The 13,558-nt window shown below is 47.0% G+C and carries 12 protein-coding genes and 1 pseudogene; 10 read left to right on the forward strand and 3 right to left on the reverse strand.

Annotated features, from left to right (window positions below; all coding sequences use genetic code 11):
• Window positions 1-79: 79 nt before the first annotated feature.
• The gene (locus tag Q5866_RS02780) at window positions 80-1,138 is read right to left on the reverse strand and encodes a class I fructose-bisphosphate aldolase (protein WP_227216637.1); all 1,059 of its coding nucleotides are present in this window, start codon (window positions 1,136-1,138) and stop codon (window positions 80-82) included.
• Between the two features lie 108 nt (window positions 1,139-1,246).
• Between Q5866_RS02780 and Q5866_RS02785 the strand changes: the two are divergent.
• The 4 genes and pseudogenes from Q5866_RS02785 to eis form a co-directional block, all read left to right on the forward strand.
• Window positions 1,247-2,683: pseudogene (locus Q5866_RS02785) on the forward strand (alpha-L-fucosidase); the annotation flags it as partial.
• A 207-nt stretch (window positions 2,684-2,890) separates the two neighbouring features.
• Window positions 2,891-4,630 carry a thiamine pyrophosphate-dependent enzyme gene (locus Q5866_RS02790; protein ID WP_303178662.1) on the forward strand — a complete coding sequence of 580 codons (1,740 nt, stop codon included), beginning with the start codon at window positions 2,891-2,893 and terminating at the stop codon, window positions 4,628-4,630.
• 43 nt (window positions 4,631-4,673) lie between these two features.
• Window positions 4,674-5,570, forward strand: coding sequence for a DUF2156 domain-containing protein (locus tag Q5866_RS02795; protein ID WP_303178663.1), 897 nt, complete (start codon window positions 4,674-4,676; stop codon window positions 5,568-5,570).
• Window positions 5,571-5,577: 7 nt separating this feature from the next.
• Window positions 5,578-6,636: an enhanced intracellular survival protein Eis gene (eis, locus tag Q5866_RS02800; protein ID WP_303178664.1), complete on the forward strand. Its 1,059-nt coding sequence runs from the start codon at window positions 5,578-5,580 to the stop codon at window positions 6,634-6,636.
• Here the strand turns inward: eis and Q5866_RS02805 are convergent.
• On the reverse strand, window positions 6,614-7,405 hold the full coding sequence (locus Q5866_RS02805) for a hypothetical protein (RefSeq protein ID WP_099293822.1): 792 nt from the start codon (window positions 7,403-7,405) through the stop codon (window positions 6,614-6,616). The genes eis and Q5866_RS02805 overlap by 23 nt on opposite strands.
• 189 nt (window positions 7,406-7,594) lie before the next feature.
• Here Q5866_RS02805 and feoB point away from each other — a divergent pair, with 189 nt between their 5' ends.
• The 3 genes from feoB (at window position 7,595) to Q5866_RS02820 (ending at window position 10,523) form a co-directional block, all read left to right on the forward strand.
• A complete protein-coding gene (gene feoB / locus Q5866_RS02810; protein ID WP_303178794.1) occupies window positions 7,595-10,072 on the forward strand; it encodes a ferrous iron transport protein B in 2,478 nt (825 codons plus the stop codon).
• Between the two features lie 38 nt (window positions 10,073-10,110).
• A complete protein-coding gene (locus tag Q5866_RS02815) occupies window positions 10,111-10,317 on the forward strand; it encodes a FeoB-associated Cys-rich membrane protein (RefSeq protein ID WP_099293821.1) in 207 nt (68 codons plus the stop codon).
• 74 nt (window positions 10,318-10,391) lie between these two features.
• Entirely contained in the window at window positions 10,392-10,523 is a 132-nt protein-coding gene (locus tag Q5866_RS02820; protein WP_255302085.1) for a hypothetical protein, read from the forward strand.
• Window positions 10,524-10,559: 36 nt separating this feature from the next.
• Here Q5866_RS02820 and rpmH read toward each other — a convergent pair whose 3' ends face one another.
• Window positions 10,560-10,718, reverse strand: a complete 159-nt coding sequence (gene rpmH, locus Q5866_RS02825; RefSeq protein ID WP_099293820.1) for a 50S ribosomal protein L34 — start codon at window positions 10,716-10,718, stop codon at window positions 10,560-10,562.
• 229 nt (window positions 10,719-10,947) lie between these two features.
• Here rpmH and Q5866_RS02830 point away from each other — a divergent pair, with 229 nt between their 5' ends.
• From Q5866_RS02830 to pdxT, 3 genes are all read left to right on the forward strand, one after another.
• Window positions 10,948-11,817: an RNA polymerase sigma factor RpoD/SigA gene (locus Q5866_RS02830; protein WP_099293819.1), complete on the forward strand. Its 870-nt coding sequence runs from the start codon at window positions 10,948-10,950 to the stop codon at window positions 11,815-11,817.
• A gap of 266 nt (window positions 11,818-12,083) precedes the next feature.
• A complete protein-coding gene (gene pdxS / locus Q5866_RS02835; RefSeq protein WP_303178665.1) occupies window positions 12,084-12,953 on the forward strand; it encodes a pyridoxal 5'-phosphate synthase lyase subunit PdxS in 870 nt (289 codons plus the stop codon).
• A 4-nt stretch (window positions 12,954-12,957) separates the two neighbouring features.
• A complete protein-coding gene (pdxT, locus tag Q5866_RS02840) occupies window positions 12,958-13,527 on the forward strand; it encodes a pyridoxal 5'-phosphate synthase glutaminase subunit PdxT (protein WP_099293816.1) in 570 nt (189 codons plus the stop codon).
• Window positions 13,528-13,558: the final 31 nt, after the last annotated feature.

Here is a 13,558-nt window from a genome sequence, read left to right on the forward strand (position 1 = left end):
GGGGTTTAGTCTTCCTCACAAAGATAGAATAAAAAATACTTGTCCGGATGGATGAAAGGGATTTTATCTTTTAGTTTTTCTATGCCAAAGTAATCGTTTTGTCCAGATACACATCTTGAATGGCGTTCAATAATTCTACGCCCTCTTTCATCGGTTTCTGGAAAGCCTTTCTACCGCTGATAAGTCCCATGCCGCCGGCTCGCTTGTTAATGACGGCTGTTATCACGGCTTCTTTCAGATCGGATGCACCTTTGGATTCTCCGCCGGAATTGATTAAACCGACCCGTCCCATGTAGCTGTTCGCTACCTGATAACGGCACAAGTCTATCGGGTGGGAAGACGTGAGGCGGGAATATACGCGTTCGTCCGTTTTCCCGAATTTTAAAGCGGTAAAGCCACCGTTGACCGTGGGGAGTTTCTGTTTCACGATGTCGGCTTGTATCGTGGCTCCTAAATGATTGGCTTGTCCGGTAAGGTCTGCCGCGGAGTGATAATCCGTGCCGTCTTTCTTGAAGTGTTCGTTTCGAAGGTAACACCAGAGGATGGTGGTCATGCCTAATTCATGGGCGTGAGCGAAGGCTTCCGAGATTTCCAGTATCTGACGCCTGCTTTCCGGGGAACCGAAGTATATCGTGGCACCCACGGCGGCGGCACCCATGTTCCAAGCTTCTTCTACCGTGCCGTACAAGGTTTGGTCATATTGGTTCGGGTAAGTCAGAAGTTCGTTGTGGTTGATTTTCACGATAAAAGGTATCTTGTGAGCGTATTTGCGGGCTACCGAGCCGAGTACGCCGTATGTTGAAGCAACCGCGTTGCAGCCACCTTCAATGGCGAGTCTTATGATATTCTCGGGATCGAAGTAGAGCGGGTTCGGGGCAAATGATGCACCTGCCGAATGTTCGATGCCTTGATCCACTGGTAGAATGGACACGTATCCCGTGTTTGCCAGACGTCCGTGTCCCAGAATGGATTGCAGACTGTTTAACGTGCGGGTATTTCTGTCGGAAGGTACCCATATATCGTCGATCGTGGTTGGCGACGGGGCGTGAATCAATGACTTGTCAATTGTCCTGCAAGTGTGATTTAGAAGAAATTCACTTTGATCTCCAAGGATTTCAGTTATTTTGTTTGTGTTCATACGGTAAAATTTTTACGTTACTCCCTATGAAACGTAAAAGTGGGAGAATATGTTGTCTGAATGAGAAAAAAAGTTTATTTTTACATTCATTAATTAACATTGATAATCATGGTGAAATCAATCTATATACTGGGGGTGTTATTATGCACGTGTATTTTACCGGCGGGGGCGCAGAAAGGGAAGTTTTACGAGAAACAGGTATGTTTCCCGGGGCAGGCAACCTTGGAAGAGAAAGTGGATATGGCGTCACGGCTGATTCCCTCGAAAAAGCAATTGGCGTGGCAACAATTGGAGATGACCGCTTTTATCCATTTCGGGATGAATACCTTCACGGGACAGGAGTGGGGGGACGGTAAAGAGTTCCCCGCGATGTTCAATCCCGTGGCTCTGGACGCGGACCAATGGGTGCGGGTATTGAAAGCGGGTGGCTTCAAACTGGTGATCATTACCGCGAAACATCATGACGGTTTTTGCTTGTGGCCCACGAAGACAACCCGACATTCGGTGGCTTCTTCCCCGTGGAAAAACGGAAAAGGGGACGTGGTCAAAGAGGTGAAGAAAGCCTGTGAGCGGAACGGGATGAAATTCGGCGTGTACGTTTCCCCGTGGGACCGGAATGCTTCCTGCTATGGCGATTCCGTGAAATACAACGAGTTCTTTATACAACAATTGACCGAGTTGTTGTCCGACTATGGCAAGGTGGACGAAGTATGGCTCGACGGGGCAAACGGCGAGGGACCGAACGGGAAGAAACAAGCATATAACTGGGAAGCGATCATGAAGACAATCAATAAATTGCAACCCAATGCTGTCACGGCAATTTGCGGTGACGATGTCCGTTGGGTAGGGAACGAAAGAGGTCGGGGGAGAGATACGGAGTGGAGTGCCTCGGCATTGGTGCCGGAGGTGTTCCCGAATGCCCGCGTGAGAAACGAGCGGTTGCATTTGGATTCCTATACCCGTGATCTGGGGAGCAGGCATGTACTTGCCCGTGCTACTGAGCTTTTTTGGTATCCGTCCGAGGTCGATGTGTCTATCCGTCCCGGTTGGTTCTATCATGATTATGAAGATAATAAAGTAAAGTCTTTGAAGGAATTGGTGGACATTTATTTCCATTCCGTGGGATATAATTCTTCTTTGTTATTGAATGTACCGCCGGATAAACGGGGTGTGATTCACGAGAATGACGCGGCTCGCCTGAAAGAGTTCGGTGAATATATAGAAAAGACATTCTCGAAAGATTATACCTCTCGTTGGGCTCGTCCGTGGACAGCAAAACCGGGTGAGCAGAAAGAATATGCCTTAAATAAAGGTGCCGTGGTCAACACTGTTATGTTGCAGGAAGATATCAGCAAAGGGCAGCGGGTAGAAGCCTTCACCGTGGAAGTCCGCGTAAACGGGGAATGGAAACCCGTCGCGGAGGGCACCACGATCGGGTACAAGCGTCTTTTGCGCTTCCCGGATACGGAAACAGACGGCATCCGTGTAATAATCCGTGAATGTCGCGGTGTGGCAAATATATCGCGGGTAGGGGCGTTCTTGGCGCCGAAAATAAATTAGTTTATAAGGTCGTTGACCCCGCGGGTGTTTTGTTCACGGTAGCAAAGCTGCTGATAAATTTTTCCGGGGAACTCCTGCGACCTTGTAGACCTTATGGTTTTCTACTTTATAAACTTTACAAACTTTATAACTTTACAAACTCATTTTACGTTTACCTGTAGAGATTAGAAAACAATATTAAAACTACAGGATATGGCGAAAAAAGTAGCAGAACAATTGGTCGAAATACTGGTAGAAGTCGGAGTGAAACGTATTTATGCCGTGACAGGCGATAGTTTGAATGAAATAAATGACGCCGTGCGGCGTAATGGTAAAATTCAATGGATACACGTGCGACACGAGGAAGTCGGGGCTTACGCGGCAGGAGCCGAGGCGCAGCTTCACGGGCAGTTGGCTTGTTGCGCCGGGAGTAGCGGACCGGGACACGTGCATCTGATCAACGGTCTGTATGACGCTCATCGTTCCGGGGCTCCGGTGCTGGCGTTGGCATCGACAATGGCGACCGAGGAGTTCGGTTCCCGGTATTTTCAAGAAACCGATACGATAAAATTATTTGATGATTGCAGTTATTATAATCAAGTGGCAGCTACACCGGCTCAATTGCCCCGTATGTTGCAGGCGGCAATGCAAACGGCGTTATCCCGGCACGGTGTTGCCGTGGTCGGTATTCCGGGAGATGTGACAGCAAAAGATTCGGTAGATATTTTTTCATCTTTGCACCCTTTCCCGACTCAACCGTCTATCCGTCCTTCCGACAAGGAATTGGACGAGCTGTCAGCCTTGTTGAACAATAAAACGAAAATCACTCTATTTTGCGGGATGGGAGCGAAAGATGCTCATGCCGAGGTGGTGGAATTGTCACATCGGTTGAACGCTCCCGTGGCTTATTCTTTCAAAAGCAAAATGGAAATACAGTACGATAACCCGAACGAGGTCGGTATGACTGGGTTATTAGGTATGCCTTCCGGTTATGCCAGTATGCACGAGGCGGAAGTTCTCGTAATGCTCGGTACGGATTTTCCCTACGCGCCTTTTATGCCGGAGAATAACACGATCGTTCAGATTGATATAAAACCGGAACGATTGGGACGACGGGCGAAGGTAGACATGGGACTTTGCGGCGACGTGAGAACAACGTTGCAGGCTTTGCTGCCTCGGATCAAGCAAAAAGAAGACGATGATTTCTTGAAAAAACAATTGAAAGGGTACGAACGGGTAAAGGAGAATTTGAATGCTTACGTGGAAGTACACGGCGAGAAAGATCGGATTCACCCGGAATACGTGATGTCTGTCGTGGACAAGTTAGCGTCGAAAGACGCGATCTTTGCCGTGGATACCGGGATGACTTGTGTTTGGGGGGCCCGCTATCTGCACGGGACGGGACAACGGAAAATGTTGGGTTCGTTTAACCACGGTTCCATGGCAAATGCCGTTCCCCAAGCTATCGGGGCTTCGCTGGCGTATCCCGACAGACAGGTATGGGCATTGTGCGGGGACGGCGGATTGTCTATGTTGCTAGGAGATCTTTCCACGATTGTACAATATAAATTGCCCGTGAAAATCGTCGTGTTCAATAACCGTTCGTTGGGAATGGTGAAATTGGAGATGGAAGTTGCCGGGTTACCCGATTGGCAGACAGACATGGAGAATCCCGATTTCGCCCTCGTGGCAAAAGCCATGGGCATGGAAGGATTCACGGTAAACGATCCCGAGGAAGTTCAATCGACACTGGAAAAAGCGATGAAAATAAACGGCCCGGTGCTGATGAACGTGATGACCGACCCGAACGCTCTCGCCATGCCGCCCAAGGTAGAGTGGAGCCAGATGCTGGGATTTGCGCAATCCATGTACAAGTTGATGATCAACGGACGGACAAAGGAAATTTTGGATACGATCACGTCTAATTTCAGACACATGAAAGAAGTGCTATGAGATGAAAGATTGTATCTTTGTATTGTAATAAAGATAGAATTATATGATAGATTTTAAACCGATCAAAATTGAAGATAAAGAGTTAATAACGTCGTATTTTTTGGCCTGCGGGAACCGGGATTGCAACCTGTCATTCGTGAATTTGTACACGTGGCAGTTCCTGACTAACAGTTGCTATGCCGTGGTGGATAATTGCCTGATCGTGCGTTTCACGCTGGACGAGGAAAGTATCGTGTACACGATGCCCGTCGGGACGGGGGACGTGAAAGGAATCATCGGAATGTTGAAAGATCAGGCAAAGGCTGAAGGGCATGTCTTGCGGATACATGGCGTGTTCCCGGAAATGGAAGAGTGGTTCAACCGGGAGTTCCCCGGACGATTTGACTACCGTCTGGATCGGGATTATTTTGACTATATATATCTAAGGAAAGAATTGGCGGAATTGAAAGGTAAGAATTTCCAGCCCAAGCGGAATCATGTCAACAAGTTCAAGCGGACGTACAATTATCGTTACACTCCCTTGACGGCGGACATGATTCCGCATTGCCTCGAACTGGAGGAGAAATGGTGCGAGCAACACGGTTGTGATGAAGAGCAGAGCCTGATTAACGAGCGAAAAGCATTGAACTCCGCGTTACGCCATTTTGACGAGTTGGAACTGACGGGCGGTGCGCTTTGGGTGGATGACGAGATTGTCGGTTTTACCTATGGCGCTCCCGTGAATAAGGATACTTTTGCCGTGCATATCGAGAAAGCGGATAGCCGTATCGACGGGGCTTATAATATATTGAATCAAGAATTTGCCTTGCATATTCCGGAAAAATATATTTACTTGAACCGGGAAGAAGACTTGGGATTAGTCGGCTTACGAAAGGCAAAGTTATCTTATCGTCCCGTGATTCTGTTGGAAAAAGGGTACGCTCAATTAATCGAAAATTGAAAATGGCATGAAACAAGAGGTAATGGATTTGTGGCGATTGTGTTTTGACGACACGGAAGAGTTTATTCGTTTCTATTTCAGTAAGAAATATAAAGACGAAAACACTCTTGTATATCGTGACCGGCAAGGTGATGCTGTCGCGGCGTTGCAAATGCCGCTTTACCCGATGACCTTTGCCGGAACCTTGTTGCAGACGGGGTATATTTCGGGCGCTTGTACCCACCCTCTGGCCCGTGCGCGGGGAATCATGACAAAGTTATTGCAGGAGGCCTTTGCCGTGATGAGAAAGCGGGATGTCCCCGTGAGTACTTTAATCCCGGCAAACGATTGGTTGTACGGCTATTACGAGAAGATGGGATATGCCGCTATTTTTGATTTCTCACCCGAACATTACACGATTCTCGCTCCTCCCGTGTCGGAGCATTACCGGGTGGAGGCGTTCCGTGACGAGGCTTTGTTGACAGACGAAGTGTTTCGTTATTTTGAAGATGCCATGCTCCGTCGTCCCTGTTGTATTCAACATGACCGGGAGGATTTTAACACGATTATGGAGGATTTGCGTATAAGCGAAGGTGCTTTGCTCGTGGCGTATAACCGTGAAGATCACCTTGTCGGCATGGCATTTGCCGAGCCGCGGGGGAATCATGTTTTGGTAAAAGATTGGCTGTATGACTCCGGGGAAGTAAAACAGGCGCTCTTGTGGGGGATAATGACACGTTTGGATACTGCCGAAATATTCTGTCGTTCACTACCGACGGGGAAAAATGACGAACATCGGGGGATGGCGAGAATCTTGGACGTGGAACAGGTGTTGCGGTTGTATGCTGTCCGTTATCCCGATCTGCATCTCGTGTTGAAAGTGACGGATGAACAAATCCCGGAGAACACGGGAATATATATCGTCGGTGAGGGCGCTTGTACCCGGAAAGTCGCCGAAGAAACACCCGTCGAATTGACCGTGCAAGAGTTAACCCGGTTGGTATTCGGTTATTACCCGGAACGTTTTCTCGGGTTAGCCTCTCGTTTCAAAGCCTGTCATCCTTTTATAAGTCTGATGCTGGACTGATTTTCCGATCCTGTTTCGGGTTTTTCGAGTTCACGATACCGTCGATCTCTTCGAGGGTAAGTTTCTTCACGTTTGTAATGATAATGTTCTCTTTCAGGAAATTACCATACGTGTTGCACTCGTTGATGATGGTTTCGAATATTTCTTTCAACCCGGCATCAATCGGCAACAAAAGGGTAAACATGATGTATTTATCGAAGTGCTCGGAACTCTCGATTTCTCCTTTAGCCTTGGTCACTACCAGTTCGGTTTCTTTCTTGGCAATATCCCATTGGAACGGTTGTATAACCACCCCCTCGTTGGCAATATAAACACAGAAATAACGTAATAGAGTCCCGTGGCCGCCCAGTCCCGTGGAAACAAACACGGTAGATTCATCCAGCAGGGAAGATTGAATCAACATACGCGATTGTTGCAACGCCACGGTCGCCCATTTTTTCAACGGGGTGTCTTCCTTCTGGAATGCCTCAATCTTCCGGTATATCGCTATATCATTTATCGTGGCCAGTACAGCCAGAATCTTTCTCTTCTTGTCTTCACTGACGGACTCGTTGTACAATTCATCCGTCAACTGGGGAGCTTCTTCTATCAGCATCTTGAATTTCGTCTTGTCCTTCATCAAAAATTCAAGAAGTGCCATAAAGTGATGTTGCACCTCCACGTCTATTTCTTCTTCCATGATATTGAGTTGTGAAGCGTTTTTTGCCAAAAACTCGTTCACGTTACCCCATTTCTTCTCGTCTCTGTTGTCTTTATCTTCTGCTTTCATATTACAAAAATAAGCTATTTATTGATTATACGAATTAAAAAAGAAAAGTTTTCTTTTTTTAGACTTGTAGGGTTAATAAAGTAAGGTCCATAAGGTCGTAAGGTCTATGGACTTTTTTTTTCTGTGTTTATTTAGAAAAAATAAAAATAAAGTAATACCTTTGCTATGCGAAACCAGAAAGATGCAAATATGTTATTGTCAGAATTGAAGACCGGCGAGAGCGCCGTGATAACGAAAGTGAAAGGATACGGGGCTTTCCGTAAGCGTCTGAATGAAATGGGATTTATACGGGGTAAGGTAGTCAAAGCCGTGAAAAACGCTCCTTTGAATGATCCTATAGAATACTCGATCATGGGGTACGAGATATCCTTGCGGCGACAAGAAGCTGCGTTTATCGAGATTGTTTCACTGGAAGAAGCCAGCAATATCGTCGGGATTTCAGCATCCGCGAGAGATGCGGAGGAGGCCTTTGCCAAGCATTGGGAAGGGCGGGACAAGCATATTCATGTCGCCTTGGTCGGCAACCCGAACGCCGGGAAAACCACCCTGTTCAATTACATGAGTGGATCGCAGGAACATGTCGGGAATTACGGCGGGGTGACCGTGGACGCGAAGAAAGCGACTTTCCGTTTCAGCGGGTACGAGTTTAACGTGGTCGACCTGCCGGGTACTTACTCCATTTCAGCCTACTCGAACGAAGAAAAATACGTGCGGGAATATATCACGAATCACGCTCCCGACGTGGTCATCAACGTGGTGGATGCGTCCAATCTGGAACGCAACCTGTACCTGTCTACCCAGTTGATAGACATGGACGTGAAAGGCGTGATTGCCTTGAACATGTACGACGAACTGGAACGTTCCGGTGCGACATTCGATTACCGGAAAATGGGTAAGATGATCGGGATGCCTATGGTGCCGACGATTGGTTCGAAAGGAAAAGGAGTCAAGCAACTCTTGGAAGAGATTATCGAGGTGTACGAGGGAAGAAGCGAAACCGTACGGCATATTCATATCAATTACGGGCAGGAGATCGAGGACGGTATCGTTGCCATTCGTTCGGAATTGGCGGATGAGAAAGAATTGACCTGCAATATGTCGCCTCGTTTCATGGCACTGATGTTACTCGAGGGAGATAAGGAAATCACGCGTTTCGCGGAGAAGGATAAGCCGCGGGAAAAACTGATGAATACCGTTCAGGAGAATGTGTGTAAAATCGAATCCACGTTCGGGGAGAGCGTGGAAGCGGTGGTCACTGACACGAAGTACGGTTTCATCTCCGGGGCGCTGAAAGAAACTTACCGGGAAAGTCCCGTCAACCGGCGGCGTAAAACAGAATATATCGACGCTATCGTGACGCATAAATTATTCGGGTTCCCGATCTTCCTGTTATTCCTGTTCACGACCTTTTTTGCCACTTTCAGTCTGGGCAGTTATCCCATGGAGTGGATCGAAACGGGAGTTGCCGCCTTGAGTACATTCGTGGAAAACAATATGAGCGCGGGACCGTTGAAGGATTTGCTGGTAAGCGGGATTATCGGCGGTGTCGGTAGTGTGATCGTGTTTTTGCCGAACATCTTGATCCTGTTCCTGTTTATCTCGTTCATGGAAGACACGGGGTATATGGCGCGTGCGGCGTTTATCATGGATAAAATCATGCATAAACTCGGGCTTCACGGGAAGAGTTTTATCCCGATGATCATGGGATTCGGGTGTAACGTGCCGGCAATCATGTCCACGCGTATGCTGGAGAATCGCAGTGACCGGATATTGACGATACTGATCAATCCTTTCATGTCTTGTAGTGCCCGTCTTCCGGTATATATACTGTTAGTCGGGGCATTCTTCAAGGAGTACGCGGCATTGGTGTTGTTCGGTATCTACTTGATAGGTATTTTAGCGGCAATCGTGATGGCGAAATTATTCAAACGGGTACTTTTCCACAAACAGGAAGTGCCTTTCGTGATGGAGTTGCCGCCTTACCGTATGCCTACATTACGTACCACGATTCGCCACATGTGGAGTAAAGGCGAGCAATACCTGAAAAAGATGGGAGGTATCATCATGCTTGCTTCCATCGTGATTTGGGCTCTCGGTTATTTCCCCGTGGACAAGGAATTGGCGGCGGAATACGACAAGCAGAAGGCGGAAGTCGCGGCAGCGTACGAGGTGGAAATAGCCTCGGGAACCGGTAACGCCGAGATGTTGAAGGCAGAGCGGGAAGCCAAGCTGGAAAGTTTGCACCGGGAAGAAGTGATCAAACGTCAGGAAAGTTCGTATATCAGTCGTATCGGTCGGGCGATGGAACTCATCTGGGCGCCTCTCGGTTTCGAGTGGAAAGCCGGGGTGAGCTTGTTGACGGGTGTTGCTGCCAAGGAAATCGTGGTGAGCACGATGGCTGTGCTCTATCAAGGCGAGGATATCGACGAGGACGATGAGGCGGCAAGTTCGGCACTGGTGACGCGGCTGAAAGAACATGGTTTTACGCCCGTTATCGCTATCGTGTTTATTGTTTTCGTGTTACTCTATTCTCCCTGTTTCGCGGCATTGATCGCGATAGGGAAAGAGATCGGGGCAAAATGGGCGTTCTTCGTCATGGGATACACGACCGTGCTGGCATGGGTTGTTTGTTTCGTGTTGAAACAGGTATTGGACTTGTTGATATAAATCAATGAGTCAATCTAAAATCTAAAATTAAAGGAGTGATGCAGCTCATACTTACATATATAATTGTTGCCGTGGCGCTTTTCTTCGTGGGAAGGGGCATTTATCGGTTATTCCGTTCCGGTCGTAAGAACGGGGGATGCGGTGATTGCTGCGGTTGCGGCTCGCGGACAAACAGAAAAAAAACGTATGTATTCGGGAATAGCCCGGTGAAATCGGCGATAGAGCGGGAAAAGAACGGGAAATAGCTACCTTGTTTCACGGACATTCTCCTTGTTTGAGCCATGGCTTGGCTACCCCTTGTCTATACCATGAACGTAGCATGAACGTAGCATCTTCGAAGCATGAACGCTCACGTGTGTATATGCTGCGTCAGGCAAGTGAAGAGGATGTAATCATAGTGGAGGGGAAGGGTAAGGAATATATCTTGTTACCTTGGAGAGGGGATGGCTAAAATAAAAAAAAAGCTGCTGATAAGCAGCTTTTTATATTATTGTTTGTGTCTGCGCTCGTCAGAAACACTCAATTTTTTTCTTCCTTTAGCTCTTCTTCTGGCTAAAACTGCTCTACCGTTAGCTGTAGACATTCTTTCTCTGAAACCATGTTTGTTTCTTCTCTTTCTGTTGGATGGTTGAAATGTACGTTTCATTGTGATATTATCTTATGTTATTATTTTCTCACTTCGGACTGCAAAAGTAGGTATTTTTTTGATTGTGCCAAAGAAAATTGCAAAATTATCTTCGGTTAATTTGAAGTTTGTCACAACAAAGTTAGAATCTTGTCGTATACTTTTGCAGGAGGGACATGAAAAAATATGCTCTGATATTTGTTTTATTGAAATAGATTATTAACTTTAAGCCAATTTACTAAAGAGACCTATGAGACAGTTAAAAATCAGCAAGCAAATCACTGGCAGGGATTCCTTTTCAATCGAAAAGTACTTGCAGGAGATTGGGAAGATCGACGTGTTGTCGCCGGACGAGGAGGTTGCGCTAGCCAAGAAAATACGAGCCGGAGATCTAGCCGCACGAGAGCTTCTGGTGAAGAGTAATCTTCGTTTCGTGGTTTCCGTGGCCAAGCAATACCAGAACAACGGTATGAGTCTGGGTGATTTGATCAACGAAGGGAATCTGGGTTTGATCAAAGCGGCAGAGTGCTTTGATGAGACGAAAGGGTTCAAATTCATTTCTTACGCCGTGTGGTGGATTCGCCAGTCTATTTTGCAGGCAATTGCCGAGAACTCGCGTTTGGTTCGTTTACCCTTGAATAAAATCAGTAGCATAAACAAGGTGAACAAATTTTTCTTCCGTCTGGAACAGGAATTTCAGCGGGAGCCGACAGCCGAGGAGATTGCCCGGGAGATGGACGTTCCGGAAAAAGAAGTGAAAGACAGTATGCGGATTGCCAGTCGTCCCCTGTCAATGGATGCCCCGTTGACGAGTGACGAGGATGCGTCTAATTTATACGACGTGATGATCACCGGCGAGAACTCGATACCGGAGGCGGAGAGAGAGTTGAACGCTGATTCGTTGCGGACGGAGATAGATCGTTATTTATCCACTTTAGATGAGCGGGATGCCACGATCTTGCGTATGTATTACGGGCTGGGAGGTTATTTGCCAATGTCTTTGGAAGAGATTGGGGATCGGGTAGGACTTACCAGCGAAAGAGTACGCCAGATCAAATCGAAAGCCATCAAAAAGTTGAAAAACACGTATCGCACGAAGCGGTTGAAGACTTATTTGTAACCGGATATTTCAGGTTGTAAGTTATGAACCGAGAGTTGTTGTAAATTGTAACTGATTAGATTATAATTTGTAACAATCCTGAAGATGTATTTGTCCGAAAAAGTCCCTCAAAAAACTTTTCTTTTCATCTAAAATTGTATATTTGTTCCCGTTTTGGAAGAGGTTTTAAAACGGGAGAAAACGTTTGCGGGAGCATTCTTTTTCTTTATCAAGAAACTTATTTCCAATTGTTTGTTTATAATTTTAACATTCTAAAGAAGAACCTTATGGGAAAATATGAATTGAACAAAAATTTGGCGCAGATGCTTAAAGGTGGGGTTATCATGGACGTAACCAATGTTGAACAGGCGAAGATTGCAGAGGCTGCCGGGGCATGTGCTGTTATGGCACTGGAAAGAGTGCCGTCGGATATTCGTAAAGATGGCGGTGTTGCCAGAATGTCAGATCCGCAAATGATTAAGGCGATCAAGAACGCCGTATCTATTCCTGTAATGGCTAAAGTGAGAATCGGTCACTTTGTTGAGGCTCAAATATTGGAAGCCATCGGCATTGATTATATCGACGAGAGCGAGGTATTGACTCCCGCGGATGATCTGTATCACGTGGACAAGACTAAATTCCAAGTACCGTTTGTTTGTGGTTGCCGCAACTTGGGCGAGGCTTTAAGACGCATCGGCGAAGGTGCTTCCATGATCCGTACCAAGGGAGAAGCCGGAACCGGAAACGTGGTTGAGGCTGTAAGACATATGCGTCAGTTGAACAATGATATTCATCAGGTACAATCTGCCCCGGTAGAAGCTTTGATGACGATCGCTAAAGAAATGGGTGCTCCTTTCGACCTCGTGAAATACGTGCACGAGAACGGTAAATTGCCGGTTGTAAACTTTGCTGCCGGTGGAATCGCCACTCCCGCCGATGCCGCTTTGATGATGCAATTGGGCTGCGAGGGTGTATTCGTAGGCTCCGGTATCTTCAAGTCGGGAGATCCTGCCAAGAGAGCGAGAGCTATCGTGTTGGCAACTACTTATTACAACGATCCGGTTAAATTGGCCGAATTGTCAGAGAACTTGGGCGAGCCGATGTCCGGGTTGGAAATATCCAAATTGGAAAATAAATACGCCGAGAGAGGGTGGTAAAATAATGAAAAAGATAGGCATTTTAGGGTTTCAGGGGGCTGTCGTCGAGCATGAGCGTCAGATTCAAGCATTGGGACATGAACCCGTGATCGTGAAATACCCGGAACAATTGGACGTTATTGACGCTATCATTTTGCCGGGAGGGGAGAGTACCACCATGGGTAAGATTCTCAATCGCACGGGGTTAATGGCTCCCCTGCGGGAGAAGATTGTCGGGGGACTTCCCGTGTGGGGAACTTGTGCCGGAATGATCTTGTTGGCAAAAGATCTGGTGAACGATTCGGTGACTCACTTGGGAGTTATGGATATCTCCGTGCGCCGCAATGCTTACGGTAGCCAGATTGATAGTTTCTCCACGAAACAGGTAATCCCCGCCGTCGACTCGAAAGAGATCGAGCTGGTGTTTATCCGCGCACCTTATATAACAAAGGTGGAAGATGGGGTGAAAGTATTGTGTGAACTGGACGGTCACGTGGTTGCCGCTGAAGAAAGAAATATGCTGGTGACCTCTTTTCATCCGGAACTTACGGATGATGTGACTTTCTTGAAATACTTTGTTTCTAAAATCAAATAGTTCATAGAGTTTTTAAGGTTTATAAAGTTCG

The organism is uncultured Butyricimonas sp., assembly GCF_959596855.1.
In the GTDB taxonomy this organism is placed as follows: Bacteria; Bacteroidota; Bacteroidia; order Bacteroidales; family Marinifilaceae; genus Butyricimonas; species Butyricimonas muris.

What these genes read in the sequence shown, in the direction of transcription:
- feoB (WP_303178794.1), top strand. Translation starts at nt 7,595, where the DNA reads ATGTTATTGTCAGAATTGAAGACCGGCGAGAGCGCCGTGATAACGAAA.
- Q5866_RS02820 (WP_255302085.1), top strand. Translation starts at nt 10,392, where the DNA reads ATGAACGTAGCATCTTCGAAGCATGAACGCTCACGTGTGTATATGCTG.
- eis (WP_303178664.1), top strand. Translation starts at nt 5,578, where the DNA reads ATGAAACAAGAGGTAATGGATTTGTGGCGATTGTGTTTTGACGACACG.
- Q5866_RS02815 (WP_099293821.1), top strand. Translation starts at nt 10,111, where the DNA reads ATGCAGCTCATACTTACATATATAATTGTTGCCGTGGCGCTTTTCTTC.
- Q5866_RS02805 (WP_099293822.1), bottom strand. Translation starts at nt 7,405, where the DNA reads ATGAAAGCAGAAGATAAAGACAACAGAGACGAGAAGAAATGGGGTAAC.
- rpmH (WP_099293820.1), bottom strand. Translation starts at nt 10,718, where the DNA reads ATGAAACGTACATTTCAACCATCCAACAGAAAGAGAAGAAACAAACAT.
- pdxT (WP_099293816.1), top strand. Translation starts at nt 12,958, where the DNA reads ATGAAAAAGATAGGCATTTTAGGGTTTCAGGGGGCTGTCGTCGAGCAT.
- Q5866_RS02830 (WP_099293819.1), top strand. Translation starts at nt 10,948, where the DNA reads ATGAGACAGTTAAAAATCAGCAAGCAAATCACTGGCAGGGATTCCTTT.
- Q5866_RS02795 (WP_303178663.1), top strand. Translation starts at nt 4,674, where the DNA reads ATGATAGATTTTAAACCGATCAAAATTGAAGATAAAGAGTTAATAACG.
- Q5866_RS02780 (WP_227216637.1), bottom strand. Translation starts at nt 1,138, where the DNA reads ATGAACACAAACAAAATAACTGAAATCCTTGGAGATCAAAGTGAATTT.
- Q5866_RS02790 (WP_303178662.1), top strand. Translation starts at nt 2,891, where the DNA reads ATGGCGAAAAAAGTAGCAGAACAATTGGTCGAAATACTGGTAGAAGTC.
- pdxS (WP_303178665.1), top strand. Translation starts at nt 12,084, where the DNA reads ATGGGAAAATATGAATTGAACAAAAATTTGGCGCAGATGCTTAAAGGT.